Source organism: Arthrobacter sp. 05T444 (genome assembly GCF_056395905.1).
The window spans coordinates 199,904-226,680 of sequence record NZ_JBFTKK010000003.1 but is presented as its reverse complement, the minus strand read 5'-3'; the positions used below and the strand labels follow the sequence as shown (position 1 = coordinate 226,680).

Genomic DNA, 26,777 nt, shown 5'->3' with positions numbered 1-26,777 from the left:
GCGGTGGCCCAGAGCCGGCCGGCACGGTAGGAGGACCGGACGAGGGGTCCGGACATGACGCCGAGGAAGCCGATCTCGTCCGCTTCCTGCTGGAGGTCCACGAATTCCTGTGGCTTGACCCAGCGGTCCACCGGGAGGTGCCGCTCGGACGGGCGCAGGTACTGGGTGATGGTGATCAGGTCGCAGCCGGCCTCGTGCAGGTCCTTCAGGGCTTCGGAGATTTCCKCCCGGGTTTCGCCCATGCCCAGGATCAGGTTGGATTTGGTGACCATGCCCAGGTTCCGGCCCTGGGTGATGACGTCCAGGGACCGGTCGTAGCGGAACGCGGGGCGGATGCGCTTGAAGATCCGCGGCACGGTCTCGACGTTGTGCGCGAAGACCTCGGGCTTCGAGTCGCAGATCGCCTCGATGTGCCCGGGCTTACCGGAGAAGTCCGGGATCAAAAGTTCGACGCCGGTGCCCGGGTTCAGCTCGTGGATCTTGCGGACCGTCTCGGCGTACAGCCAGACGCCCTCGTCCTCGAGGTCGTCACGGGCCACGCCGGTGACGGTGGCGTAACGCAGCTGCATCGCCTGGACCGACCGGGCCACGCCCTCTTTCTTGACGAGGTTCTTGAGCTGGACGAACTCCGGGCCCATCTGGACCTTGGCCTTGATCCACTCCGGCTTGCGCTCCACCGGGGTGGCCGCATTACGCTGCTCAATGCGCAGCATCTTCCGGCCTTCTGGTGCCAGTGTCACAGTAGAACTCCTTCGGGGGTTGCAACTAGGGCGTCTTCATTCTTGCGCAGCTCTTCGATGATCCGCGAAACGAGATCAGCCGGTGCCACGTCGCGGCCGGTCTCCTGGGCAATGGTGGTCACGCCGGCATCGGTGATTCCGCAGGCGATGATCTGGCCGTAAGGGGCGAGGTCGTTGTTGCAGTTGATGGCGAAGCCGTGCATGGTTACGCCCTGGCTGACCCTGATGCCGATCGCCGCGATCTTCCGGGCGGGGCCCTTGTGGTCTTCGTCGATCCACACGCCGGCGCGGCCCCTGATGCGGACGGCCGTAATTCCGAAGTCGGCCAGGACGGCGATGATCACTGCCTCGAGACGCTCGACGTAGTCGCGGATCCCCGCTTTGTTTTTCAGCTTGATGATGGGGTAACCCACCAGCTGGCCGGGTCCGTGCCACGTCAGCTTGCCACCGCGGTCCACGGCTACAACGGGCGTGCCGTCGAAGGGACGCTCGTGGTCCTCGGTGAGCTTGCCGGCGGTGTAGACGGCGGAGTGTTCGAGCAGGAGAACTGTGCTGGGGGCCATGCCGGCCAGGACGTTCTCGTGGATTTCGCGCTGGAGGTCCCAGGCACGCGTGTAATCCACGAGATCCGGGGCAAGACCCAGCTGTGTGAACTCAAGAGTCATGGCATCCAGCTTAGACCCCGGCCGGCGTCCTGCCCGATTGTGTGCCCAAGCTCTCACCCGGCCCGCGGGTCATGTGCCGGCCCCCGCCCCCTGTGGATAACTTCTGCAGGATGTGTCGATTTCCGGTACTCCTTAAGCCATGGACGATGTGAGGCAGGACGCCGACCATTCCGCAGGGCGCGAGCCGAAGGTTCCGGGCTACCAGGTCTGCCGTTGGTTGGGCCGCGGGGCGAGCGCCGCCGTGTGGCTGGTGACGGAAGAGGCTACCGGGCGGAAGCTGGCCCTGAAGTGTTTCGGCGCGGCGTCCGGGAACCACGCCGCGGGGACTGCCGAAGAGGATGTACGCCGGGAGATTCTGATCATGTCCGTCCTTGACCACGGGCATCTGGTCAAGGCGCACGACGTCGTGAGGTTGGGCGAGGCCGCCGAAAGCCCGTTGGGGATCGTGATGGACTACGCACCAGGCGGTTCACTGGGCCAGCTCATCGCCGCCCGGGGCAAGCTGGGCGTGGGGGAGACCGTGACTGTGCTGACGCCCATTGCGCAGGTCCTCGGATACCTCCACGGCAAGGGATTCACCCACTCGGATGTGTCACCGGGAAACGTGCTCTTTTCCGGACACGGAAAGCCTCTGCTCGCTGACCTCGGGGTGGCGCGAATGGTCGGCGATCCCGGCGCCGTTCCCGGCCTCGGGACTGAAGGGTTCAGGGATCCTTCGCCGGTGGACGCCGTACGGGCAGGACTGCAGCCCGGACGCGACGTCTATGCCGCGGCTGCGCTTGGCTGGTACTGCCTCACCGGAGCCCCGCCCCGGCCCACGGCAGACAGGCCACCCCTTTCGCTGTTGGTTCCGGACGTGCCCCGCGAACTTGCCGCCGCCCTGGAGGCAGGCCTGAGTGATGACCGGCGGCGACGGCCGGATGCAGCGGAGCTTGCCACCGCCATCTACCGGAGCGCCGCCGCAGTTCCCGTCGACCTATCTCGCTCTGCGCATCCGACCGTCCTGCCGGAGCTGCTGACACGCAGGCCGGAGCCGCCGTCGGGCGGCAGGCGGCGCGAGCGGATCCGTGCCTGGGGCAGGCGGCTGTCCACGTCCCCGCCCGTCACGGCGTTTCGGCAGCGCAGGACCTCCTACGACCAGGCCTTGCCCGGCCAGACGCTGCCGGACCAGCCGAGGCTGCACTCGCGGCGGGCCGCGACGGCAGCCGCGCCTCGACGTCGTCGTACTGCCGCATGGACCGGGCTTTTCACAGTTCCCGTTCTTGCAAGCGCGTGGCTGCTGCTCGGTGCGCCGGGGACGCCGCTCTCGAACCAGCCTCCGGGCATCGCAGCCACGCTGCCGTCCCTGGTCCGTGGCTTTCCGGGGCCCGGAACCGTTCCGGTTCCGGCGCCGAGGGGGCCGCAGCCGGCAACGGTACTGGATTCCGCGAGGGTTCCGGACGCTGTCCGGAACCAGCTCCGGGCGGGAAATCCCGCCGAGGCTGTCAAAGGGCTGGCCTGGCTGCGCTCGAAGGCCCTGAGTGAGGGCAGGCTGGAATTGCTCGGCGAGGTTAACGCCGGGAACTCCCCGGCCGCGGCCGCGGACCGCAGGATCAGCGCCCGGTTGCAGGACTCCGGGAACATCCTGGCCGGCTTCACCACAAGCCTCACGGCCATCCGGAACATGCCCGAAAGCACTGGGGCGCGGGCCGTGGTCGCCGTGACGGCTTCGACGTCCGGTTACAAGGAGAGATCTGCCGCCGGTGCCGTAGTCGCCACCGGCGCACCTCAGCCAGGCCGCGCTCTGCGGCTGGTCCTGGTTAGAGTGAACGGCAAGTGGCTGATTTCGGACATCCTTCCGGCCCCATGATCGCCCACGTGCCGTCAGGCGCCGCTGACCACCCATGCGGCGGCACGCCGAAGGCTTGGATGCTGCCATTCAAAGCCCGCTTCCTTCAGCAGGGCGGGTTCCACCCGCTGGCTCGCGAGCAGGAGTTCGTCGGCCAGCTTGCCCATGGCCAGCCGCAGCGCTGGCGCCGGAACGCGGAGCAGCGCGGGCCTGTGCAGGGCAGCGGCGAGCTCAGCAACCAGCGTGTTGACGTTGGCGGCTTCGGGGGCGGAGACGATGACGGGGCCGGAGAGCTGGGCCGTCAGGAGGAATCCAAAAGCAGCGGACAGGTCCGGCAACGTGATCCAGGGCCAGTACTGGCGGCCGTTGCCGAGCGGACCGCCAACGCCGAGCCGCAGCAGCGGCAGCAGCCTGCCCAGGGCCCCTCCGGATCTGCTCAGCACCACCGCAGTCCGCGGGGTTACCACCCGGACACCCGGCGGAGCTTCGTGCGCGGCTGCTTCCCACTCAACGCAGATCCGGGCCATGATGCCAGTCCCGGCGGGCGACCCCTCCCGGAGGGCGGCCGACCCGGCGTCGCCGTAGTAGCCGGCTCCGGACTGGCTGATGAAGGTCCTCGGCGGTGTGTCAAGATGCTTCATTGCTGTGGCGAGGGTCCGCGTGGGATCGAGGCGCGAGCGGAACAGCTCATCGATCCGTCGGCGCGTCCATGGCCTGTCGCCGATGCCGGCTCCGGACAGATTGATAACGGCGTCCGCGCCCTCAAGGCAGGCCGGGTCCAGCTGGCCGGCGGACGGATCCCAGCGGACTTCAGCCGGGGAAGCCGGCGTCCTCCTAACCAGCCGCGTGACGTCGTGTCCGTCCGAAACGAGACGGGTGGAAAGATCGGTTCCGATGAGCCCGGAGGCGCCGGCCATGACGATTCGCATGATCCATCTCACCATGTCCCGGCACGGTACGGCACCTCCCAGCCACCCCTGTTGACTTTGACTATGATCGAACGATGACCTCTTCGAGCTACTTCCGATTCCCGCATGTTCACGGCGATCTGGTCACATTTGTGGCCGAGGACGACGTCTGGATCGCGCCTGTCGGCGGCGGCCGCGCCTGGCGGGTTTCCTCCCTGCAACTCCCGGCCCGTAATCCGCGCTTCACGCCTGATGGCAAGAAGCTCGTCTGGACGGTCGTGCAGGGCACGGCGCCCGAGGTTGTCATCGCCGACGTCGACGGCGGCGGATACCGGCAGCTGACCTACTTCGGGCACAGCACCACCAAGGTCAAAGGCTTCACTGCCGGGGGCGAAGTAGTGGTCACGAGCGCGTTCCGGCAGGCGGAGAGCCGCCACACGCACGCCTACCGCCTTTCCACCGAGGGCGGCTGGGCCGAGGAACTGCCCTTCGGTCCCGTCGAATCCGTGGCGTTCGGCCCCGAGGTCGGAGACGAGAAGCCCGTAGTCGTGGCCAGCGTCCTGTCCCGCGAACCGGCCTGGTGGAAGCGCTACCGCGGCGGCACTGCCGGCAAACTCTGGATTGACGCCGACGGCAACGGCGAGTTCGAACGGCTGCTCCCGGACCTTGACGGCAACCTGGCGGACCCCATGTGGGTGGACGGACGCATCGCCTTCCTCTCGGACCACGAGGGGTACGGGAACCTGTACTCAGTCCTGCCCAACGGCGGAGACCTCCGCCGCCACACGGACCACGAAGACTTCTACGTCCGCCACGCGTCCACTGACGGGAAGCGTGTCATCTTCGAGTCCGCCGGTGAGCTGTGGATTCTGCATGATCTTGCCTCCGACGCCGTCAGGCTTGAGATCTCGCTCGGCTCGGCCTCCCAGGGCCGCCGCCCGTCGCTGCTGAAGGTTTCCAAGCACCTCGGAGACGTCCGGCCGGACTGCACCGGATCGGCCAGCGCCGTGGAGGCGCACGGGACCATCCACTGGCTGCGGCACAAGGACGGGCCCTCCCGCGTTGTCGAAGGCACTCCGGGTGTCCGGGCAAGACTTCCGCGTCCCCTGACGGATGGCCGCATCGCCTATGTTGCGGACCACGACGGCACGGAGGCCCTAGTTATGGCGGAGATCGCCCCGCGGCTCGAAACCCCGGCTGCCCCGGCAGAGCCCGTCAAGGGACACCAGGAATCCGAGACTCCCGCGGCCCCCCAGCCCAGCCCTGCGCTGCCGAGCCCGGTCTCAGCGGCCGGCCTGGTGGGTCCGGGCGTCGACGTCGCCGTTTCCGACGACTCCCAGGCGGACGTCGCTCCCGCAGCGGGGATAGAGAAACAGCACGGCACGGTGGCGGGCGCGGGGGCTGTCTCGGCACCTGCCGGTTCGGCATCCAGGCGGATCGCCTTCCCGAAGCCGTCGCGCGCCAGCGCCCTGGAGACCAGCCCCGACGGCCGCTGGATCGCCGTCGGCACCGCCTTCGGCGACGTCTACGTGGCCGACACGCGGGACGGAACCATCACGTCGGTGACGAGCATCGGCGAAGGCAGCATCGAAGCCCTGTGCTGGTCGCCGGACTCCGCCTGGCTGGCCTGGTCGGAACCCGTCACGTCCCTCGGCTCCCGCAGCCGCCTGAGGCTGACCCGCGTCCACACGGTGGAGTCCGGGGCAGGGAAGCCAGGCGCCGGGGACCCCGACATCGTCGAGGTGACCGATGGTCGCTTCCGTGACCAGTCGCCGTCGTTCACGCCGGACGGCAAGTTCCTCGCGTTCCTCTCCAACCGCAGCTTCGATCCTGTCTACGACGGGCATTCCTTCGACCTCTCGTTCCCGAGCCCCATCAAGCCGTACCTTGTGGCCTTGGCAGCGGAAACGGCGTCGCCCTTCGGCCCCAACGTGGATCTCTCCGTCGAGACGGAGACGGCGGCAGACCGGGACGCCGACGCCGGACAGCCCGGTAGGCCTGCGCCGGTCCGTGTCGACGCCGAGGGGCTCGCGCACCGGGTCATCAGCGTTCCGGTCCCGCAGGGCAACTATTCCTCGCTGGCCGCGGTCGACGGCGCGCTGCTGTGGCTGGACAGCCCCCTCGCCGGGGTGACCGGCGACGGCAAAGCCAGCTTGGAGGACAAGAACACTGCGCCAACACTGGTCCGGTTTGATCTTGCCAAGCGCAAGGCCGCGACCATTGTGGACGCGCTCGACAGCTACGTCGTGTCCGGTGACGGCAAGAAGGTTGTGCTCGTCCACGACAAACAGGTCCGGGTGGTGCCGTCCGACGCGAAGGCCGACGAGGAATCCGGCCAGCTGGTCAAGGTGGACCTCACACGCATCCGGGTGCTCATGGACCCGCTCAGCGTCTGGGGCCAGGCGTTCGATGAAGCCTGGCGGCTGCAGCGCGATTTCTTCTGGACCGAGGACATGGCCGGCCAGGACTGGGAGTCCATCCACAAGCGCTACCGGCCGCTGGTTGACCGGCTCGGTTCGCACGATGACCTCGTGGACCTGCTGTGGGAACTCCACGGCGAGCTCGGCACGTCCCATGCCTACGTCCGGCCGGCTGCGGCCACCGAGAACGGCAGTAATGGCCAGGGCCGCCTGGGCGCCGACCTGGCATTCACGGGGGAGGGCTGGGAGATCATCCGCATCCTCGCCGGCGAATCCTCCGACCCCCTCGCGACCTCACCGCTGGCCCGCCCCGGCGCCGCCGCCAAGGCCGGGGATGTCCTGCTCGCGGTCGACGGCGTGCCGCTCACCGAGGCCCTGACGCCCGCCATGCAGCTGGTTGGCGCTGCCGGCCGGGCGGTGGAACTGACCATCCGCAACGGTGCCGCCCACGGTCCGGCCGCGGGCGCCCAGCGCCGCATTGCGGTGGTCCCGATCAAGGATGAGGAGCGCCTCCGCTACCAGGACTGGGTGGCCGCTAACCGCCGCACCGTCCGGCAGGCCTCTGAAGGAAGCTTCGGCTACCTGCACGTTCCCGACATGATGGCCAACGGCTGGGCGCAGCTGCACCGTGACCTGGACACCGAAACCGCGCTGGACGGCCTGATCGTTGACGTTCGCCGCAACCGCGGCGGGCACACGTCCCAGCTGGTGGCCGAGCTGATCGGACGCAAGGTGACAGGCTGGAGCATGCCGCGCGGCGAGAAGCCCCGGACCTACCCGCACCACGCACCGCGCGGCCCGGTCATCATCCTCGCCGATGAGTTTGCCGGTTCCGACGGCGACATCATCACCCAGGTCTCGAAGCTTCGGGGAATCGGTCCCGTGATCGGGACCCGGACCTGGGGCGGCGTGGTGGGCATCGACAGCCGTTTCACGCTGGCGGACGGCACCGGGGTTACCCAGCCGCGCTACGCCACCTGGTTCGGCGGCGGCGTGGGCTGGAGCGTCGAAAACCACGGCGTTGCTCCGGACATCGAGGTGACGTTCCCGCCGCACGCCTATGCTGCGGGACGGGACCCGCAGCTGGAGTACGGCATCGGGGCGCTGAAGGAAATGGTTCAGGAGCTTCCCACGGACCGGCCGCCGGCCCGTGAAGGCTACCGCCGACTCCGGCCGGAGCCACTGCCTGCCCGCCGAAACACGGGCGGCTGACCCGGGCTGAGCCTGCGAACCGCTGACCCACAGTCCGGCCCGCGGCAGTCCTGCTCACGGAGAGCCCGGCTCACTGCGCAAAAAGGCCCTGTGCCCCGATGGATCTTCCAGTCCGGGTACAGGGCCTTTTCTGTGTGCCCCTGCTGCGCCGCAGCCGGGGCCAGAAATCAGGAAGCCGCGAGCGTTGCGTCCAGGGTGATGTCGATGCTGGCCAGAGCACCGGAGACAGGGCAGCCGACCTTGGCCTCCGCTGCGATCTTCTGGAACTCGTCTTCGGAGATGCCGGGGACCTTGGCGTTCAGGGTCAGGTGGCTGCCGGTGATGCCCGTGCCCGGCTTAAAGGTGACGTCCGCCTTCGTGTGGACCTCTTCGGGGGTGTGGCCGGCCTGGGCGAGCGCGTGGCTGAAAGCCATGGAGAAACAGGCGGAGTGTGCGGCGGCGATCAGCTCTTCAGGGCTGGTCTTGCCTTCCGAGGCCTCGGTGCGGGCCTTCCAGGTGACCTCATACGTGCCCAGCCCGGAGCTGTCGAGCGTTGTGTTGCCGGCACCCGTCATCAGGTCGCCGTTCCATACCGTGTGTGCGGTGCGTGTTGCTGCCATGTCCACTCCTTAGCTTGGGTTCAGTCAAGGATCCGGCTGACGCCCGATCCTTCCTGCCTAATCCTATGGATTCCCCGTGGTGGGCGCACGGGTTGTCCGCTGTCAGAGGATTATGACCGGCCCCCGGAGTGCGCCAGGCAGCCCAACGCAAGAGACGACGACGGCGACGCACCCGCGAGGGGTGCGTCGCCGTCGTCGTTCATTCGATAAGCGGCTCAGTGCCAGATCGTGGCGATGGCAATGTTGATCAGCGCCAGGCCGCCGACACCGTGTGCCAGGCCGGTCGAGATGTCTTCGCCCCTCTTGACCTTGCGCGAGCCGATCACGGCCAGAACGGCAACGGCGAGCCCGATCGCGAACTTAATGCCGAGCTTGAAGTAGTTGGGATCTGAATCCGGCATGAGCGGCAGCAGTCCCATCATCGCAATACCCGTGAGCAGCTGAACGAACGCGCCGTCGCGCTGGCGCGGGTGGATGGTCGGCTGCCTCAGGGTGGCGATCCAGTACCCCACGATCATGGCGGCGCCAACGATGTGCAGGAACAGCAGGATGTCAAAAAGAATTCGCATGGCAACAGTCTAGCCAGATACTTCTACACTCCGTAGTACGAGCGGCCCGCGCGTCCGGCAGGACCCGGTGGTACGAAAAAAGCGGCGGCCACCCCGGGTGCCGGTGGTTATCCACCGACGCCCGGGTTGGCCGCCGCCCTCACAGCGTGCGGAGCCTAGAGTCCCAGGTCCGCTTCGAAGGCGCCCTCTTCGAGGCGGGCCTTGAGCGTCTGCACGAAGCGTCCTGCATCCGCGCCGTCAACCAGGCGGTGATCGTAGGTCAGGGCGAGGTACATCATGGACCGGACGGCGATCGAGTCGTCACCGTTCTCATCGGCCACCACCACGGGGCGCTTGACGATCGCGCCGATGCCGAGGATGCCCACCTGCGGCTGATTGATGATGGGGGTGTCGAACAGCGCACCGACGGAACCGAAGTTGGTGATGCTGAACGTGCCGCCGGAGAGCTCGTCCGGGCCGATCTTGCCGTTGCGGGTGCGGTCAGCGACGTCGGCGATCTTGCCGGCGAGGCCTGCAAGGTTCAGGTTGCCGGCATCGGAGATGACCGGCACCAGCAGGCCCTTGTCCGTGTCCACAGCGATCGCCAGGTGCTCGGCGTTGTGGTACGTGATTTCCTGCTTGTCCTCGTCGTACGCAGCGTTCAGCTTCGGGTGCTGCTTCAGTGCTTCGGCGACAGCTTTGGTGATGAAGGGCAGGAACGTCAGCTTGACGCCGTTCTGGGCCTGGAACGGGTTCTTAGCCTTCAGGCGCAGCTTGGCGATCTTGGTCATGTCCACTTCGTGGACCTGCGTGAGCTGGGTGGAGGTGTCGAGGGACTCGCGCATCCGGCGGGCAATGACCTGGCGGATGCGGGGGGCTTTCTGCACGGTACCGCGCAGGGAGGAAACCGCAGCCGAAGCCGGAGCAGCGGAAGCTGCTGACGCTGCTGCCGGAGCGGGCTTCGCCTCGGCCGCAGCCAGGACGTCCTGCTTGCGGATGCGGCCGCCAACTCCGGTGCCCGACAGGGAGGAGATGTCCACACCGCGCTGGTTGGCCAGCTTGCGGACCAGGGGAGTAACGTACCCCGACTCGGCGCCGGCAGCCGGTGCCTGTGCTGCGGGAGCCGGTGCAGCGGCGGGGGCCGCCGGTGCCGGAGCTTCTTCTTTGGCCTCGGCCGGAGCAGCCGGTGCTTCTGCCGGCTTCTCCGGGGCAGCAGCCGGCGCGGGGGCAGGAGCCTCGGCCGGCTTCTCGGGAGCCGCGGCAGGTGCCGGCGCGGCAGCGCCGGAGCCGATGACAGCGAGGACGGAACCGACCTCGGCCGTTTCGTCTTCGTTGACGCGGATTTCCTGGAGCGTGCCGGCCACCGGGGACGGGATCTCGGTGTCGACCTTGTCGGTGGAGACCTCGAGGAGCGGCTCATCCACTGCAACGGTGTCGCCAATGGCCTTGAGCCAGCGGGTCACGGTGCCTTCGGTGACGCTCTCGCCCAGGGCGGGGAGAGTGACTTCGTGGCCCTCGCCGGATGCGGCAGGGGCTGCGGCGGGTGTCTCAGCGGCGGGCGCTTCTTCAGCGGGTGCCTCGGCCGCCGGAGCTTCTTCAGCGGGTGCCTCCGCCGCGGGTGCTTCCTCGGCGGGAGCGGCCTCGGGGGCTGATCCTCCACCGGAGCCATCACCGATGCGGACCAGGGGAGCACCAACTTCTGCGGTTTCGTCTTCGGCAACGAGGATTTCCTCGATGACGCCGGCGATCGGAGAGGGGATTTCGGTGTCTACTTTGTCGGTGGAAACTTCGAGCAGCGGTTCGTCCACCTCTACCCGGTCACCTACCTGCTTGAGCCAGCGGGTGACGGTTCCTTCGGTGACGCTCTCACCGAGGGCGGGCAAGTTAACGGATTCAGACATGTCGTCCCCGTTCTCCTTATTGATCTTTTGTGCGGATGATTGCTGGCTTGTTCGAGCTTAGTGCACCCTGCGGATCATGCCGGGTGCACTAAGCCCTGTTGTATTGCGGAGCTGCTTTAGCCGTGGAGGGCTTTGCCCGCGAGGGCGAGATGGGCTTCGCCCAGCGCCTCGTTCTGGGTCGGGTGGGCGTGCACCAGCTGGGCCACATCCTCCGGGTAGGCTTCCCAGTTCACGATCAGCTGGGCTTCGCCGATCTGCTCGCCCATGCGGGAGCCGATCATGTGGACGCCGACGACGGGGCCGTCCTTCTGGCGGACCAGCTTGACGAGGCCGCCGGTGCCCAGGATGGAGCTCTTGCCGTTGCCGGCGAGGTTGTATTCCTGGATCTCGACCTGGTCGTCGCCGAACTTGTCCTTGGCGCCCTTTTCCGTGTAGCCCACAGTGGCGATCTCAGGCTCGGAGTAAGTGACCTTGGGGATGTTGACGTCTTCAACAACGACCGGCTTCAGGCCGGCGATTTCCTCGGCCACGAAAATGCCCTGCTGGTAGCCGCGGTGGGCAAGCTGGACGCCCGGGACGATGTCGCCGACGGCGTAGACGTTGCCGACGCCGGTGTGCAGGCGTTCGTTGGTGATGACGAAACCGCGGTCGATCGTGACGCCGGCCTCTTCGTAGCCAAGGTTGGCCGTGACCGGTCCGCGGCCGACGGCCACGAGGAGAAGGTCGGCTTCGAAGGTCTTGCCGTCCACCAGCGTGACCTTGACGCCGTTCTCGTTCTGCTCGACGCCCTGGAAGAAGACGCCGGTGGAGAACTTGATGCCGCGCTTCTTGAAGGCGCGCTCAAAGTTCTTGACGATCGCGGCGTCCTCGTTCGGGACCAGCGACGGCAGGCCTTCGACGATGGTGACGTCTACGCCGAAGGACTTCCAGACCGAGGCGAACTCGACGCCGATGACGCCGCCGCCCAGGATGATCGCGCTCTTGGGGATGTAGTCCATGGTGAGGGCTTCGTCGGAGGTGATGACCTTGCCGCCGATTTCCAGGCCAGGCAGCGTGCGGGAGTAGGAACCCGTGGCGAGAACGATGTTCTTGCCCTTGTAGGCCGTGCCGTTCACGACGACGGTGTCCGTGCCCTGGAGCTTGCCCTCACCTTCGATGACGGTGATGCCCTTGGACTTGATCAGGCCCTGCAGGCCCTTGAACTTGCCGGCGATGATGCCGTCTTTGTAAGCGTTGACAGCGCTGATGTCGATGCTGTCCAGGGTGACGTTGACGCCGTACTTCGCGGAATCGCGGGCGTGGTCGGCCAGTTCGGCAGAGTGCAGCAGCGCCTTGGTGGGAATACAGCCGTTGTGCAGGCAGGTTCCACCGAGTTTGCCCTTCTCCACGAGGCCGACGGTGAAGCCAAGCTGAACGGCCCGGAGGGCCGTGGCGTATCCGCCGCTGCCGCCACCGAGTACCAGGATGTCGAATTCTTGCGCAGTTGCCTGATCGGCCACTTAGACGCTCCCTCGCGTGAACGATGACACGAGAGTACGCATCATCTGGTCTTGGAACTTGCTCTGCCGTGATTATGCCAGCAGGCCGGTTCCCTTTCATTTGTGACTACCGAGGTTCACCTTAGCGAACCACTTATCCATGCTCCACCTTGCCGCGACTTTTGTGGAGCGCTTGTGTCCAGTGTCACGCGGCAGTGTGGCGGGCGGATCACACCGCCCGCCACACTGCCGCGGCGCCGGTCAGGCTGAGGCCAGGAGATCCTCGACATACGCCACGAGCGTGCGGACCGTGCAGCCAGTGCCCTGCTTGGGCGTGTAGCCGTACGGTGCGCCGTTGTTAAAGGACGGACCTGCAATGTCGATGTGCGCCCAGGGGATCGGCTGGCCGTCCTTGCCGTTGCCCACGAATTCGCGCAGGAACACGGCGGCCGTCATCATGCCGCCGTGACGTTCGCCGATGTTTGCCAGGTCCGCGACCTGCGAGTCCAGGCTCGGCCTCAGCTCCTCGGGCAGGGGCATGGGCCAGACCAGCTCACCGGCGCGGTCCGCGGCGTCCTTGAGCGGCCCCGTCACGCTGTCGGCGCCCATGACGCCCGCGGTGCGGTTGCCGAGCGCGATCAGCTGCGCCCCCGTGAGCGTGGCGACGTCGATGATCGCGTCCGGGAACTCCTGGCTCGCGGCGACGATGCCGTCGGCCATGACCAGACGGCCTTCAGCGTCGGTGTTGAGCACCTCGACGGTCTTTCCACCGAACATCGTCAGGACGTCCGCCGGGCGTGAGGCGGCACCGGACGGCATGTTTTCCGCGATGCAGAGCCAGGCGGTCGCCTTGACCGGCAGGCCCAGGCCCGCCAGGGCGAGCACCGTATTAAGGACGACGGCGGCGCCCGCCATGTCGCTCTTCATGTCGCCCATGCCGAGTGCCGGCTTAATGGAGATGCCGCCCGTGTCGAACGTGATGCCCTTGCCCACGAGTGCGATCTTCTTGGTGGCCTTCGCCGGCGCGTATTCCACCTTTACGAGGCGGGGCTGGCGTGAGGAGCCCTTGCCGACGCCCATGATGCCGCCGAAGCCCTCCTTCTCGAGGCGTTTCTCGTCCCACACTGTCACCTTGACGGGCAGGCCCTTCGACAGTTCCTTGGCGGCATCCGCGAAGGACTCGGGGAACAGGTGGCTCGGCGGCTGGTTCACCAGGGAACGCGTGGCGTTGACGGCCTTGCCAAGCAGGCCTGCGCGCTTCAGGGCCGGCTCAAGTTCCTTGTCGGCGGCAAAGTCCGTGAAGATGACCACGTTGCTGACAGGGTCCTTAAGGCCGTCCTTCGAGGAACGGTATTCCGTAAATGAATAGGAGCCCAGTGCCGCGCCCTCGGCGACGGCGGCGACATCGGCGACGTCCGCCGTCGGGAAGGCCAGCGTTACCGTGGCCAGTCCGGCCAGCTGGCGGACGGCCGAACCGGCGGCGCGGCGCAGCGCCTCGCGGGTCAGCGGCTGGCCGCCGATGACCTTGCCGACGCCAGCCAGCACAATCACGGAGGCGCCGGTTTCGGGAAGTCCGGGGAGGCGGACGGCCTGGTCCGCCGCCCCCGTGATGCCAAGAACCTTCAACGATTCGGCCAGCGCTTCGGCCGACTTGGCCGTCAGCGGGTTCTCGAGGAGGACCGGACCGTTCGCGCCCTGTCCTACACCGATGACGACCGCGTCGCTGGCAGCCTTCTTGAGGTCGCGCGCAATGGCACTAATGTTGATTTCACTATTCTTGACCACGAGGATCAGTCCTCAATTCTCTGTGACGGTTCGGGCAGGAAGTCCATGTGAGGCGCCCTGCCATGGGTACCCGGACGCCGTCCGAATGGGAGGCCGCCGGAAAACACTGGCCCTCAGCAAAGGCCAGTTCCGATCGTAGTCTCTCGGCCGCCGCGCAGCCGGATTAATTGAGAGCCGCGCCACTTCCGTGCAAGGAATGCTGCGGAGATCCACAGCGTTATGGACATTAACCCCGACCACGAAAGGAACTTGCCGTGTTTGAACGGATTTCCGGCTCGCTGCTGGACCCCGATGCGCTCTATGCCAAAAACATTGAGCTGTTCCACAGCCCCGAACTCCGCGGGCTGAATCTGGTGATGGGCTTCACCGGTTTTGCCGACGCCGGCCACGTGGTCAAGCAGATCACGGCCGAACTGCTGGACACGCTCGATTCCGAGCGCGTGGCCGTGTTCGACGCCGACCAGCTGATCGACTACAGGTCCCGGAGGCCGCACGTGTCCTTTGTGGAGGACCACCTGGAGGATTACCAGGCCCCGAGCCTTGCGCTGTACCGGCTGGTCGACGGCCTGGGTAAACCATTTCTCTTCCTCGCAGGATTCGAGCCGGACCTGCAGTGGGAACGCTTCGCCCGCGCCGTGGTGCAGATCGTCGACGCCCTCGACGTCAACCTTGTCACGTGGATCCACTCCATTCCGATGCCCGTGCCGCACACCCGCCCGGTTGGCGTGACGGTGCACGGAAACCGTCCCGAACTGATCGAAGGCATCTCTGCCTGGAAGCCCACCGTCGAAGTGCCGGCAGCCGTGGGCCATGTGTTGGAACTCCGCCTGATGGAAGCGGAGCGCAACGTGGCGGGCTACGTCATCCACGTGCCGCATTACCTGGCCGAGGCCGAATATCCGACGGCGGCCGTCGCCGGGCTGGAGTACCTGGGCGCCGCGACGTCCCTCATGCTTCCCGCCGACAGGCTCCGGGAGTCGGGTCGTGAGGTCGGACGGCAGATCGCCGAACAGATCGAGGCCTCGGCGGATGTCCAGCAGGTGGTTTCGAAGCTGGAGGCCCGCTACGACGAGAAAGCCGAGGGCACCGTCCGGCGGTCCCTGCTGGCCGACGAAAATGACGAACTGCCCGACGGCGATGCCCTGGGTGCCGCTGTTGAGGCCTACTTGGCGCGAGAGACTCCAGGTCAATAATCCTCGTCACTAAACCTGACGATAAAATAGGATTTTTGCTGACGGCGGGCATAATAAAAAGGTGACTGCACCCCGCGCCTGGCTCATTTGGTCCATCGGTATTTTCTCTTACCTGGTGGCTGTGACCCAGCGTACGTCGTTTGGCGTGGTGGGCCTCGAGGCCACCGAGCGGTTCCATGCCAGCGCCTCGGCAATTTCGTTTTTCACGGTGCTGCAGCTGCTGGTCTACGCCTCGCTCCAGATCCCCGTGGGCGTCCTCGTGGACAGGTTCGGGTCCCGGGCCATGATTGCCGGCGGCGCCGTGCTCATGGGGCTCGGCCAGCTCCAGCTCGCCTTCGCGGAAAGCGTCCCTGCCGGCGCGCTCGGCCGGGTGCTGGTGGGCGCCGGCGACGCCATGACGTTCATCTCCGTCATCCGGCTGGTCCCGCTCTGGTTTGCCCCAGCCCGGGTGCCGCTGCTGACCCAGCTCACCGGGATGTCGGGGCAACTCGGGCAGCTGCTCAGTGTGGTGCCGTTCGCCTTCATTCTGCATACTGCCGGCTGGAGCCCCGCCTTTCTGTCATTGGCGGGGCTGTCCGGCGTCGCAGTGGTCTTCGTCACTCTGTTGCTGCAGGACGCACCGCCAGGTACTCCCCAGCAGCAGTCAACAAAGGGTCTGCGGGCCACCGGCGTCTCGCTGTCCCGGGCCTGGAAGCAGCCCGGCACCCGGCTTGGCATGTGGAGTCACTTCACTATCCAGTTCAGCGGCACCGTGTTCGCCATGACCTGGGGATATCCCTTCCTGATTTCGGCGCAGGGCCTGGACGCCGGCACCGTGGCCGCGCTCATGTCCCTCTACGTGGCCGGTGCCATCGGCGCCGGGCCGCTGATCGGGCGGTTTGTGTCACGGCACCCCCTCCGGCGCTCCACCATGGTTCTCCTCCTGGTCGCGGCTACGGCCGCGGCCTGGGCGGCGGTGCTCCTCTACCCAGGCCGCTCACCCTTGTGGCTGCTTGCCGGGCTTGTGGTGGTGCTGGCCATCGGAGGGCCAGGGTCCATGATCGGCTTCGATTTCGCCCGCACCTTTAATCCGGCGCACCGCATCGGTACCGCCACCGGCATCGTCAATGTGGGCGGTTTCGTCGCCGCCCTCGTCGCCATCTTCCTGATCGGCGCCGTCCTGGACATCCTGTACTCCACCGGGTTCTCCCACGGGGTGCTGTATGGCCTCGAACCGTTCCGCGTCGCCCTGTCCGTGCACTTCCTGATCCTTGGCATCGGGTCCGTCGCCATGCTGGCGGTCCGCCGCAAGGTGCGCCGGCAGATGGCAGCCCAGGGGGTGGTGGTTCCGCCGCTGCTCCAGGCCATGGCCGAGCAGCGCAGGGCGCGGAACGCCCGGCGCAAGTCCTCGTCTCCCGGCTAGCATTTCGGTCCGCTGCCGGGCGGACCGCCGCCTCGCAGTTCCGCGGCTGACGGCTGACACTATCCCTCCACATCCGGCATTGATCCACATGCCGAAAGCCGGACCTACCGGGCGGTAATGGACTGCTGGAGGCTGGAGGCATGACCGCACCCCAGCACCTGACCATTAACGGCCCCGAAGACATCCTCGGATATGTACCGCACACGCTGGGGTACTGGCCATCCCGCAGCCTTGTGGCCATGACCATGCAGGGAAAGCGGCTTGGGGCCACGCTCCGGGTCGACCTGCCGGAGGCGGCGGCATCCAGGCGCGGACGGGAAGACTTCGCCCGCGCCGTGGCCGACTACCTTCTCGCGGACAACGACGCCGACGGCACGCTGCTGATGTTCTTCACGAACGTCGGCTGGGCGGAGGACGCCGGGCCCCGCGTCAACCGGGCACTGTTGGCAGATCTCGAATCCGCTCTTGGACTGGCCGGAATGCCGGTGCGGGACGCCTGGTACGTAGGCGAGCAGTACTGGCGGAACGTGTACTGCACTGACACCGGCTGCTGCCCCCTGCCGGGACGTCCCGTAGCCGAGATCCGCGACAGCCGCCTCAACGCAGAGATGGTGTATCTGGGCAGCAGCGTCGGGTCGCCGCCCGGAGACGATCCAGCCGGCGGCGGCGCCTCGGGACCGCATCCTGCGGTGCTGGCATCTGAACGGCACTGGGCGGCCGAGCTCTGCACCCGGCGGACCAGCCGTCCCCAGTTCGACAGGGTGCTGGACGCCTGGGAACTGGCGCTGGGTGCCAAATCCGGCGCCGAACTGCCGGACGACCTTGCAGGCTTCCTGCGCGCGACCCTTGGCGTACCCTCCTGGCGCGACGCAGTCCTGGTGATGGCGGCGGCGGGGCGACCTGCAGCCGTGGCCGGTGCCGAGCAATTCGGCATCTTCTCGGGCCGGCCGGGCCCCCCGGCGATGGGTCCGTCATTTGCGGGACTGCCGGAGGCCGAACGGCCTGGAGGACTGGCGGCCTCAGCCCCGGGGGCGTCGGGCGCGGCCGATGATGCGACTTCCGGCGGGAAGCCCGAGCCGGCCACCATTCCCGGCTATGGCGAGGTCCTCTTGGGCCTGAGCCCGGATCTGCCGGACTGGAGCAGGATGAAATGTCTTGAGGATGTGATGCTGCAGCTCGTGTCCTGCGGCCCCGGCGAGGCGCAGGCAGCGGCATGGACCGCCAAGGGGTGGATCGAATGGTGCCGGGGGAGGGGCTCCTTTGCCCACGCCTCGCTGGACCGGGCACTGGAGGCGACCCCCGGATACAGGCTGGCGGAACTTCTTTCCGAGGTGGTCCGCCGGGGAACCATCTGCGGCTGGGCGGCCAGGCGGGAGGCGGCCTGGCAGAAATTCGGAACGGACGCCGCCTAGCGCAGCCGCTCCCGCGGAGGGTTGCCCGTCGGCTGCCCTTACGGTCGCATCGGCCCCTGATTGGGAAAATCATGAGACAATGGTTGCCGAGACCCGGTTGGGTCCGTGAATCAGTGCTTGCAGTGGAACCGGAAACGGGAACATTGCGGCCGCTCCGGCAGTTCTACTTAATGGCTCTGTCGGTCGTGGTTGCACCTGATGTCAATCACGGACTTGACAGGGTCATAGTGGTGTTGCCCGTATGGTGATTCCACAGACCGCCGCTAGAAAGGTTTTCTGTGACCCCGTCTTCCGCGAAGAAGGAACCCGCCGCCCAGGCCGATGTGTCTGCCGAGGACAAGAAGGCGGCAACCAACGCCAAGCGTGCAGCTACCCGTGCCGCCAATAAGGCCGTCAAGGATGCTGCCGTCGCCGGTGGCGACGTAACGTCCGCCGCTAAGCCCGAACCGAAGAAGCGTGGCCCCAAGCCCGGCGCCAAGGCCGCAGCCGAAGCTGCCGGAAGCCGTTCGACATCGGACGATGACGTCGATGAAGCCGACGAAGATCTCGAGGATGCATCGCCTGACGCCGCCGACCTTGTTGAAGAAGGCGACGAGACCGGCAAGGCTGCTGCTGCGCCGACAGGTTCAGGATTTGTCTACTCCGATGCCGACGACGACGACGCTCCTGTCCAGCAGGTCATGTCGGCAGGTGCGACCGCCGACCCCGTCAAGGACTACCTGAAGCAGATCGGCAAGGTTGCACTCCTTAACGCCGAACAGGAGGTTGACCTCGCTCTCCGCATTGAGGCCGGCCTGTTCGCCGAAGAGAAGATCAACGCCGACGACGGCTCCATGGATCCGAAGTTCAAGCGCGAGCTCGAATTCATCATCCACGACGGCAAGCGCGCCAAGAACCACCTCCTCGAAGCCAACCTCCGCCTCGTGGTGTCCCTGGCCAAGCGCTACACCGGCCGCGGCATGCTGTTCCTGGACCTCATCCAGGAAGGCAACCTGGGCCTCATCCGTGCGGTTGAGAAGTTCGACTACACCAAGGGCTTCAAGTTCTCGACCTACGCCACCTGGTGGATCCGCCAGGCCATCACCCGCGCCATGGCGGACCAGGCCCGCACCATCCGCATCCCGGTGCACATGGTGGAAGTCATCAACAAGCTTGCCCGCGTGCAGCGCCAGATGCTGCAGGACCTCGGCCGCGAACCCACGCCGGAGGAGCTGGCCCTTGAGCTGGACATGACCCCCGAAAAGGTTGTCGAAGTCCAGAAGTACGGCCGCGAGCCGATCTCCCTGCACACCCCGCTCGGCGAGGACGGCGACTCCGAGTTCGGCGACCTTATCGAGGACTCCGAAGCCGTGGTTCCGGCCGACGCCGTGAGCTTTACACTGCTGCAGGAACAGCTCCACTCGGTGCTGGATACGCTCTCCGAGCGCGAAGCCGGCGTGGTTGCCATGCGCTTTGGCCTCACGGACGGCCAGCCGAAGACTTTAGACGAAATCGGCAAGGTCTACGGCGTCACCCGTGAGCGCATCCGCCAGATCGAATCCAAGACCATGTCCAAGCTGCGGCACCCGTCGCGGTCCCAGGTCCTGCGGGATTACCTGGACTAGGACATGCTGGACCAGTAGCTCCAAGGCGAGGGCCGCCGCCGGACAAACCGGCGGCGGCCCTGGCTTTCGCTTTTCAGCCGGAGGGCGCTGATCCCGTTCCTGATTCCGGACAGAAGAAAGCCAGGGTCCCTTTCGGGAACCCTGGCTTTTTTGCTTCGAGCTTTTCAGCTGCGTGGTCTAGTCGACCGGTACCGGTGCCTTCTCATGAAGCCGGCCCGTCTCGTCGTGCCAGTCCGAACTCAGCGGCTTGAGCGTCGCTTCGACGGCACGTGAATGGTGAGCGCAGAAGAGCAGCTCACCTCCGGAGGACTCGAGTACAACCCGGACGTATGCCTGTGCACCGCAACGGTCGCACCGGTCAGCTGCGGTGAGTGTGCGGTCGGCAACTGCTGTTGTCATGTCGGCCTCCTTAGTAGATCTGTACATCTATATAACCAGTATTCGGCGCCAAAGCATGGCAAGGATGTGTCACTTTCGCTGTGCGCGTATCACGTCTGCGTAACGAACCAGGGCCGCCGGGTGCTCCGGCGGGAGTGGCAGCCGGGGGCAAAGGGGCCGCGGGACTAGGCTGGAAGGAGTCGTTTTATGCCTTAGCCGGCCCGCCGCTGAAGGAGTGCACCACCTGTGACACCGAGTTCTGATTACACCGCACGCCACCTTTCGGTGCTGGAGGGCCTGGAGGCCGTCCGCAAGCGTCCGGGCATGTACATCGGTTCCACGGACTCCAGGGGCCTCATGCACTGCCTCTGGGAGATTATCGACAACTCGGTGGATGAGGCCCTGGCCGGTTTTGGCCACGACATCAAGATCATCCTTCACGCCGACAACTCCGTGGAGATCCACGACGACGGCCGCGGCATCCCGGTCGACATGGAACCCAAGACCGGCCTGACCGGCGTGGAGGTCGTCTTTACCAAGCTGCACGCCGGCGGCAAGTTCGGCGGCGGCTCGTACACTGCCTCGGGCGGCCTGCACGGCGTGGGCGCGTCGGTGGTCAACGCGCTGTCCGCCCGGCTCGATGTGGAAGTGGACCGCGGAGGAAAGACGTACAAGATGTCCTTCCGACGGGGCGAGCCCGGGCGGTTTAAGGACAGTGGCCCCCGGCCCGATCCGGCGGCCGATTTCACCCCCTTTGTGGACGATTCGGTGCTTGACATCGTAGGCAAGGCCAAGCGCGGCGTCACCGGAACGCGGATCCGGTATTGGGCCGACCGGCAGATCTTCACCACGGACGCCAAGTTCTCCTACGAGGAACTGGCCGCCCGAGCCCGCCAGACCTCCTTCCTGGTTCCTGGTCTGAAGCTGACCGTCCGCGACGAACGCAAAGTTCCCGGTACCCCGGGGGAACACGGTCCCCATGAGGAGGTGTTCCACCACGACGGCGGCATCTCCGAATTCGTGGAATTCCTCGCCATTGACTCGGGGGTCACTGACGTGTGGCGGCTGCACGGGGCCGGCAAGTTCAAGGAAACCGTCCCGGTGCTGGACGACAAAGGCCACAGCAAGCTGGCCGAAGTGGAACGTGACTGTGAGGTGGACGTCGCCCTGCGCTGGGGGATCGGCTACGACACCGCCGTCCGCAGCTTCGTCAACATCATCTCCACCCCCAAGGGAGGCACGCACCAGGCAGGCTTCGAGCAGGCACTGGTCAAGACATTCCGCAAGGCCGTGGAGACCAACGCCAGGAAACTGAAGGCCGGCAACGACAAAATCGAGAAAGACGACATCTTCGCCGGCCTCACCGCCGTCCTGACTGTCAGGCTCGCCGAACCGCAGTTCGAGGGCCAGACCAAGGAAATCCTGGGTACGTCGGCGGTCAAGGCGATCGTGGCCAGGGTGGTGGAGCGGGAGATCTCCGCCAAACTCAACTCCGCAAACCGCAACGACAAGGCGCAGTCAGCGCTGCTGCTTGAGAAGATCGTCAGCGAGATGAAGTCGCGCATCTCGGCCCGCGTCCATAAGGAGACGCAGCGCCGCAAGACCGCGCTTGAGACGTCGTCAATGCCCACCAAGCTGGCGGACTGCCGGACCGACGACGTTGCCCGCTCCGAACTGTTCATCGTTGAGGGCGACTCCGCCCTGGGCACGGCGAAGCTGGCACGGTCCTCCGACTTCCAGGCGCTGCTGCCCATCCGCGGAAAGATCCTGAACGTCCAGAAGGCCTCGGTGGGCGACATGCTGTCCAACGCCGAATGTGCCGCGCTGATCCAGGTGGTCGGGGCGGGCTCGGGCCGCAGCTTCGCGATCGAGGCGGCCCGCTACGGGAAAGTCATCCTGATGACCGACGCCGACGTCGACGGCGCCCACATCCGCACTCTGCTGCTCACGCTGTTCTTCCGCTACATGCGCCCCATGGTAGAGGAGGGCAGAGTCTTCGCAGCCGTGCCGCCGCTGCACCGGGTGGAAGTCATCAACCCCGGCCAGAAGGCCAACGAGATGATCTACACCTACTCGGAGGCCGAGCTTCACACACTGCTGGCCAGGCTCGCCAAGGAGGGCAAGCGGTACAAGGAACCGATCCAGCGCTACAAGGGCCTGGGGGAGATGGACGCAGGACAGCTCGCCGAAACCACCATGGATCCCCGGCACCGGATGCTCCGCAAGGTGAACATCGAGAACGCCCAGCGCGCGGAGGCCACCTTCGACCTGCTGATGGGATCGGACGTGGCGCCGCGGAAGGACTTCATCATAGCGGGGGCAGCCAGCCTGGACCGGGAGCGCATCGACGCCTGACCGCGGCGAAGCGGCCCGGCGGGCCGGCTCAGCCCAGCAGGCCGGGCACTATCAGCAGAGCGGTGGGCATCGCCAGCAGCAGGATGCACACGGCCAGCACCGCAGCCCGGAGGGTACCCGGAAGCGGCGGACGCGGTGAGAGAAGTCGGCTGACGCGGGACGCCGTCGTGCCGGCCGGGCCGGCGCCGCCGGCACCCTCGGGAAACTGCAGGCCGGAATCGGAAAGTCCGGCCGGTCCCATGGCCGGTGCCGCCTGCGGGACGGCGGATCCGCTGGCCACGATTGCTATGGCTTTGATCAGCGTGGCTTTGCTCTCCGACTTGAGGGCAACGTCATCCGCGAGCATCTCGATCAGGGAATTGACGGCTTCCTGTGCCAGGCGCGTCGTGGGCAGCCAGGGAAGGGCCTGGCGCCAGGCAGCGAACGCCCACAGCAGGAGGTGGTGCCGCTGGTTCAGGTGGGCGTTCTCATGAATCAGCACCGCCCGCAGTTCGGCGGGTTCCAGGGCCGCCAATAGCCCGTCGGAGAGCACCGTGACGGACCGTGCTCCGCCCGGCAGGCAATAAGCCACGGGAGAATCGTGGTTGATCACCATGGTGCCCGTGCCGTCAGCGGACGGCGAGGCCAACAGTGCCAGCAGTTCGCGGTGCCGCCGGCGCTGCCGCCCGATCTTAAAATACGTCAGCAGCAGCGTGAACACGAGATGCGCCGTCAGCAGCGCCGCCGCCGACAGTGCGAAGAGGTGCCAGAAGCCGAGTGCGGTGGTGGGAGCGTTCTGGAGCACCATTCCGGCCAGTGCCCGCAACCCGGCGATCAGATTGTCGCCGACAGGCTCCAGACCGTACACCAGCATGGCGCCGATCATCGAAAGGCCGCCGGCGAGGCCGATGGCCTGCCACAGCAGCATGGCGGTAAACGGATCCCGGGCCGGCCACTGGGCGCGGGAAAGAAGGATAGGTACCGGCCAGGCCAGTACTATGGCCAGGACCGCCAGGAAGTATGAGGTCCAGAACATCGTCCGCTAGCTGTGGCCAAGCAGTTTGCGCAGCGTCTCAGCTTCACTTTCCGTCACGGAACCGATAAACCGGGCAAGTACGGCCTCGCGGTCCGGAGCCGATCCCAGGACTTCGTGCATGAGCTCGGCGGTATGGTCTTCGCGGCTCGACACCGCCTGATACCGGTGGGGCCGTGTGCCGCGTTCGCGTTCAACCAGGCCCTTCTTTTCGAGGCGGGAGAGCACCGTCAGGACCGTGGTGACCGCAAGGTCTTTGCCCACGTGTCCTGCCGCGCCGCCGTGTGCTGCCGTGCTCAGCGCGAGCATGTCGCGCAGAGTGTTGGCAGTCGCTGCTTCCTGGCCAGCCCAGAGCAGGTCCATCACTGCCCGTTCCAGTTCCCCAAGACTTGCCATTTGTACATCCTTCTGACAACGCATCGCCAGCGGCCGGCTGGCCGCCCCGTGCTCCGATTACGATTCTTCACCTCCAAATCTAGCGCGTTTGCGCCGTTCTTTCTACATGAGGTAGAACATCCGGCGCGCCGCTGCTCGTTGCAGGCTGCCGGCGGCGGTGTAACGATGTTTACAGCGTCGGAGCAGTGTTCTACACTCTGTAGAAGTTGATGTTCTACGCTACGTAGAAAACAGCGCTTGAGAGCTTGAGACCTAGCAAAAAAGTAGGGACCGCCTTGGAAGCCTTGGAAATCGCACGCTGGCAATTCGGCATCACCACCGTCTACCACTTCATGATGGTGCCACTGACGATCGGGCTGGGCCTCGTCGTGGCGGTGATCCAGACAATCTGGTTCCGCACGGGGAACCCGGCCTACCTGCGCATGACCAAGTTCTGGGGAAAGCTGTTCCTCATCAACTTCATCATGGGCGTGGCCACCGGAATCGTCCAGGAGTTCCAGTTCGGCATGGCGTGGAGCGAGTACAGCCGCTTTGTGGGGGATGTCTTCGGGGCACCACTGGCACTCGAGGCACTGCTCGCGTTTTTCGTCGAATCCACCTTTCTGGGCCTCTGGATTTTCGGCTGGAAGCAGCTCAAGAAAGGCGTGCACCTGGCCTGCCTCTGGATCGCCGTGATTGGTTCCGTCTTTTCGGCGTACTTCATCATCGTGGCCAACAGCTGGATGCAGCACCCCGTGGGCGTGAAGATGGTCGACGGCAGGCCCCACATGACCGATGCCTGGGCCGTCTTCACCAACAACACGGCCCTCGTGGCCGTCCCGCATACCCTCTTCGGCGCCCTTGCCGTGGCCGGCGGGTTCCTGCTCGGCATTGCGTGGTACCACCTCTGGCGGCGCCGCCGTGACGGCATCGACACCGTCGGGCCTGACGGCCGCGTGATCCCGGGCGAAGCGGCCATTGCCGGGCGTGACCGTGCCGACCACACCGTCTGGATCCGCTCCCTGCGGATCGGGGCCGTCGTCGCCATGATCTCCTTCGCGGGCACCGCCCTTACCGGCGACCTGCAGGGCAAGCTGATGTTCGAGCAGCAGCCCATGAAAATGGCCGCCGCCGAAGCCGCCTGCCATGACGGGACCGGGTTCTCCGTGCTGAGCGTGGGCAACCTCGGCTCGAAGAACTGCGATGAGATCAAAGCCGTGATCGAGGTCCCGGGCATACTCTCGTACCTCGCCAAGGGGGACTTCACCACCGAGGTCAAGGGCGTCAACAGCCTGCTGGAACAGTACAAGGCGGACTACGGCACCACGCTCCCGGACAACCCCATCTACGGCGAACGGGCCGGCCAGGAGATCCAGTACGTTCCGGTCATGGAGGTCACCTACTGGGGCTTCCGTGCCATGATCGGCTTCGGCGGGCTGGCAGCCTTGGCAGCACTCGTGGCATTGTGGCTCACCCGCAAGGGCACCGTCCCTGAGTCGCGCTGGCTCATGCGCCTGGCAGTTTTCGGAATCCTCGCCCCGTTCGGTGCCAACGCGACAGGCTGGATCTTCACGGAGATGGGCCGCCAGCCGTTCGTCGTCGCCCCCAACCCTGACCTCAACGGAATTGACCAAGTGTTCATGTTCACCGCCGCCGCGGTCTCCCCGGGCGTCTCCGCCGGTGAACTCCTGACGTCGCTCATTGTCCTTACGGCCGTGTACGCCGTGCTGCTGGTTGTAGAGGTGAAACTGCTCGTCAAGTACATCCGCGGCGGCGTCGTTTCTGCCATGCCGGAACTCGTGCACGCACCCATCGACGAAAACGAGGACGCCACGCCCGGTCCAGGCGGCAAGCCCGGATCCTCCGACGACGTCCTGGCATTCGCCTACTAAGAGCTGAGGATACCGACCATGGAACTTCTGCCCACGATCTGGTTCATCGCCATCGCCGTCCTTTGGACCGGCTACCTGTTCCTTGAGGGTTTCGACCTCGGCGTGGGGATGCTCATGAAGCTCTTCGCCCGCAACAACACCGAGCGCCGGGTGCTGCTCAACACGATCGGGCCAGTGTGGGACGGGAATGAAGTCTGGCTCCTGACCGCGGGCGGCGCCACCTTCGCCGCCTTCCCGTTCTGGTACGCCTCCCTGTTCTCAGCCCTCTATCTGCCGCTGCTCCTCGTCCTGGTGGCACTGATCTTCCGGGCCGTTGCCTTCGAGTACCGGGGCAAGGTGGACACCGACCGGTGGCGCAACACCTGGGACTGGGCCATCGCCGGCGGGTCCTTCCTCGCTGCCTTCGGGGTCGGCGCGGCGCTGGCACTGACCACCACTGGCCTGCCTCTGAACAGCAACGGCGACCGCGACGGCGGCCCCTTCTCCTGGTTCAGCGGGTATGCGCTGCTCGGCGGCTTCGCGGTGGCAGGCTTCGCCCTGCTGCACGCCCTCGCGTTCCTGGCACTGAAGACCGACGGCGACGTCCGCCACCGCGCCCGCCGCTGGTTTGTGCGGCTCCTTCCCGTCCTGCTCCTTCCCATGGCCGGCTGGGCCATCAGCGTGCAGCTCCTGAGCGGGGAGCTGTGGACCGTGGCCATCCTCGCCGTCGCCGTGGGTGCCGCGGCAACCGCCTGGCTCCAGGGGCGAAAGGGCAACGAAGGGCTGGCCTTCCTGGCCGTCGGAGTGTTCCTGCTGTGCGGAGCAGCTTCGATCTTCGGGGCCGTGTTCCCGGTAGTCCTTCCGTCCACTATCGATCCTGCGTTCAGCCTCACCGTCACCAACGCCTCGTCCTCGGACTACACCCTGGGGCTGATGAGCATCGTGGCGTGCGTCGGGCTCCCGCTGGTGATCGCCTACCAGGCTTGGACCTACTGGGTGTTCCGCCGCCGGGTCAGTGCCGCCCATATCCCGGAGGCGCACAGCTTCCTTCCCGCGATCGCCGCCAAGGCCCTGGCCCGGAACGACTGAGG

General features: G+C 66.4%; 20 protein-coding genes. 9 read left to right on the top strand and 11 right to left on the bottom strand.

What is annotated here, in order from left to right; translation table 11 throughout:
• The coding region (locus AC1DD3_RS05215; RefSeq protein WP_476881126.1) for a lipoyl synthase at positions 1-740 on the bottom strand (740 nt) is incomplete at its 3' end.
• Complete coding sequence (gene lipB / locus AC1DD3_RS05210) at positions 737-1,405, bottom strand: lipoyl(octanoyl) transferase LipB (protein WP_230116778.1); 669 nt, start codon at positions 1,403-1,405, stop codon at positions 737-739. The genes lipB and AC1DD3_RS05215, both read right to left, overlap by 4 nt.
• A 139-nt stretch (positions 1,406-1,544) precedes the next feature.
• On the opposite strand from lipB, the gene AC1DD3_RS05205 reads away from it, so the two are divergent.
• Positions 1,545-3,254 carry a protein kinase domain-containing protein gene (locus AC1DD3_RS05205; RefSeq protein ID WP_476881125.1) on the top strand — a complete coding sequence of 570 codons (1,710 nt, stop codon included), beginning with the start codon at positions 1,545-1,547 and terminating at the stop codon, positions 3,252-3,254.
• Positions 3,255-3,268: 14 nt separating this feature from the next.
• Here AC1DD3_RS05205 and AC1DD3_RS05200 read toward each other — a convergent pair whose 3' ends face one another.
• Positions 3,269-4,162 carry a TIGR01777 family oxidoreductase gene (locus AC1DD3_RS05200; RefSeq protein ID WP_230116789.1) on the bottom strand — a complete coding sequence of 298 codons (894 nt, stop codon included), beginning with the start codon at positions 4,160-4,162 and terminating at the stop codon, positions 3,269-3,271.
• Between the two features lie 74 nt (positions 4,163-4,236).
• On the opposite strand from AC1DD3_RS05200, the gene AC1DD3_RS05195 reads away from it, so the two are divergent.
• The gene (locus AC1DD3_RS05195; protein WP_476881124.1) at positions 4,237-7,773 is read left to right on the top strand and encodes a S41 family peptidase; all 3,537 of its coding nucleotides are present in this window, start codon (positions 4,237-4,239) and stop codon (positions 7,771-7,773) included.
• Between the two features lie 167 nt (positions 7,774-7,940).
• Here AC1DD3_RS05195 and AC1DD3_RS05190 read toward each other — a convergent pair whose 3' ends face one another.
• The 5 genes from AC1DD3_RS05190 to AC1DD3_RS05170 form a co-directional block, all read right to left on the bottom strand.
• Positions 7,941-8,372: an OsmC family protein gene (locus tag AC1DD3_RS05190; protein WP_476875963.1), complete on the bottom strand. Its 432-nt coding sequence runs from the start codon at positions 8,370-8,372 to the stop codon at positions 7,941-7,943.
• A 215-nt stretch (positions 8,373-8,587) separates the two neighbouring features.
• On the bottom strand, positions 8,588-8,941 hold the full coding sequence (locus AC1DD3_RS05185; protein ID WP_230116774.1) for a hypothetical protein: 354 nt from the start codon (positions 8,939-8,941) through the stop codon (positions 8,588-8,590).
• A 155-nt stretch (positions 8,942-9,096) separates the two neighbouring features.
• The gene (gene sucB / locus AC1DD3_RS05180) at positions 9,097-10,821 is read right to left on the bottom strand and encodes a 2-oxoglutarate dehydrogenase, E2 component, dihydrolipoamide succinyltransferase (protein ID WP_230116773.1); all 1,725 of its coding nucleotides are present in this window, start codon (positions 10,819-10,821) and stop codon (positions 9,097-9,099) included.
• A gap of 116 nt (positions 10,822-10,937) precedes the next feature.
• Positions 10,938-12,320, bottom strand: a complete 1,383-nt coding sequence (lpdA, locus tag AC1DD3_RS05175; RefSeq protein ID WP_230116772.1) for a dihydrolipoyl dehydrogenase — start codon at positions 12,318-12,320, stop codon at positions 10,938-10,940.
• Between the two features lie 240 nt (positions 12,321-12,560).
• Entirely contained in the window at positions 12,561-14,084 is a 1,524-nt protein-coding gene (locus tag AC1DD3_RS05170; protein WP_230116771.1) for a leucyl aminopeptidase, read from the bottom strand.
• Between the two features lie 254 nt (positions 14,085-14,338).
• On the opposite strand from AC1DD3_RS05170, the gene AC1DD3_RS05165 reads away from it, so the two are divergent.
• The 4 genes from AC1DD3_RS05165 (at position 14,339) to AC1DD3_RS05150 (ending at position 19,695) form a co-directional block, all read left to right on the top strand.
• Positions 14,339-15,277 carry a proteasome assembly chaperone family protein gene (locus AC1DD3_RS05165; RefSeq protein ID WP_230116770.1) on the top strand — a complete coding sequence of 313 codons (939 nt, stop codon included), beginning with the start codon at positions 14,339-14,341 and terminating at the stop codon, positions 15,275-15,277.
• 61 nt (positions 15,278-15,338) lie between these two features.
• A complete protein-coding gene (locus AC1DD3_RS05160; RefSeq protein WP_476881123.1) occupies positions 15,339-16,679 on the top strand; it encodes an MFS transporter in 1,341 nt (446 codons plus the stop codon).
• A gap of 140 nt (positions 16,680-16,819) precedes the next feature.
• Positions 16,820-18,091: a DUF4192 domain-containing protein gene (locus AC1DD3_RS05155; RefSeq protein WP_230116768.1), complete on the top strand. Its 1,272-nt coding sequence runs from the start codon at positions 16,820-16,822 to the stop codon at positions 18,089-18,091.
• A gap of 278 nt (positions 18,092-18,369) precedes the next feature.
• The gene (locus AC1DD3_RS05150; protein ID WP_230116767.1) at positions 18,370-19,695 is read left to right on the top strand and encodes an RNA polymerase sigma factor; all 1,326 of its coding nucleotides are present in this window, start codon (positions 18,370-18,372) and stop codon (positions 19,693-19,695) included.
• Positions 19,696-19,872: 177 nt separating this feature from the next.
• Here the strand turns inward: AC1DD3_RS05150 and AC1DD3_RS05145 are convergent, their stop codons facing one another.
• On the bottom strand, positions 19,873-20,094 hold the full coding sequence (locus AC1DD3_RS05145) for a DUF7455 domain-containing protein (protein WP_056628651.1): 222 nt from the start codon (positions 20,092-20,094) through the stop codon (positions 19,873-19,875).
• A 225-nt stretch (positions 20,095-20,319) separates the two neighbouring features.
• Between AC1DD3_RS05145 and AC1DD3_RS05140 the strand changes: the two genes are divergently transcribed.
• On the top strand, positions 20,320-22,428 hold the full coding sequence (locus AC1DD3_RS05140; protein WP_476881122.1) for a DNA gyrase/topoisomerase IV subunit B: 2,109 nt from the start codon (positions 20,320-20,322) through the stop codon (positions 22,426-22,428).
• 28 nt (positions 22,429-22,456) lie between these two features.
• On the opposite strand, the gene AC1DD3_RS05135 is transcribed toward AC1DD3_RS05140, so the two are convergent.
• Both AC1DD3_RS05135 and AC1DD3_RS05130 read right to left on the bottom strand, forming a co-directional pair.
• Positions 22,457-23,443, bottom strand: a complete 987-nt coding sequence (locus tag AC1DD3_RS05135; protein WP_476875970.1) for a M56 family metallopeptidase — start codon at positions 23,441-23,443, stop codon at positions 22,457-22,459.
• Between the two features lie 6 nt (positions 23,444-23,449).
• Positions 23,450-23,836, bottom strand: coding sequence for a BlaI/MecI/CopY family transcriptional regulator (locus AC1DD3_RS05130; protein ID WP_230116764.1), 387 nt, complete (start codon positions 23,834-23,836; stop codon positions 23,450-23,452).
• 275 nt (positions 23,837-24,111) lie between these two features.
• Between AC1DD3_RS05130 and AC1DD3_RS05125 the strand changes: the two genes are divergently transcribed.
• Positions 24,112-25,707 (top strand): cytochrome ubiquinol oxidase subunit I, encoded by a 1,596-nt coding sequence (locus tag AC1DD3_RS05125; RefSeq protein ID WP_476881121.1) that lies wholly within the window; start codon positions 24,112-24,114, stop codon positions 25,705-25,707.
• 18 nt (positions 25,708-25,725) lie between these two features.
• On the top strand, positions 25,726-26,775 hold the full coding sequence (gene cydB / locus AC1DD3_RS05120; protein WP_230116762.1) for a cytochrome d ubiquinol oxidase subunit II: 1,050 nt from the start codon (positions 25,726-25,728) through the stop codon (positions 26,773-26,775).
• The last annotated feature ends 2 nt before the right edge of the window (positions 26,776-26,777 follow it).

Coding starts and splice junctions, on each gene's coding strand:
- lipB (WP_230116778.1), bottom strand. CDS start 1,405: ATGACTCTTGAGTTCACACAGCTGGGTCTTGCCCCGGATCTCGTGGAT.
- AC1DD3_RS05205 (WP_476881125.1), top strand. CDS start 1,545: ATGGACGATGTGAGGCAGGACGCCGACCATTCCGCAGGGCGCGAGCCG.
- AC1DD3_RS05200 (WP_230116789.1), bottom strand. CDS start 4,162: ATGCGAATCGTCATGGCCGGCGCCTCCGGGCTCATCGGAACCGATCTT.
- AC1DD3_RS05195 (WP_476881124.1), top strand. CDS start 4,237: ATGACCTCTTCGAGCTACTTCCGATTCCCGCATGTTCACGGCGATCTG.
- AC1DD3_RS05190 (WP_476875963.1), bottom strand. CDS start 8,372: ATGGCAGCAACACGCACCGCACACACGGTATGGAACGGCGACCTGATG.
- AC1DD3_RS05185 (WP_230116774.1), bottom strand. CDS start 8,941: ATGCGAATTCTTTTTGACATCCTGCTGTTCCTGCACATCGTTGGCGCC.
- sucB (WP_230116773.1), bottom strand. CDS start 10,821: ATGTCTGAATCCGTTAACTTGCCCGCCCTCGGTGAGAGCGTCACCGAA.
- AC1DD3_RS05155 (WP_230116768.1), top strand. CDS start 16,820: ATGACCGCACCCCAGCACCTGACCATTAACGGCCCCGAAGACATCCTC.
- AC1DD3_RS05145 (WP_056628651.1), bottom strand. CDS start 20,094: ATGACAACAGCAGTTGCCGACCGCACACTCACCGCAGCTGACCGGTGC.
- AC1DD3_RS05135 (WP_476875970.1), bottom strand. CDS start 23,443: ATGTTCTGGACCTCATACTTCCTGGCGGTCCTGGCCATAGTACTGGCC.
- AC1DD3_RS05130 (WP_230116764.1), bottom strand. CDS start 23,836: ATGGCAAGTCTTGGGGAACTGGAACGGGCAGTGATGGACCTGCTCTGG.
- cydB (WP_230116762.1), top strand. CDS start 25,726: ATGGAACTTCTGCCCACGATCTGGTTCATCGCCATCGCCGTCCTTTGG.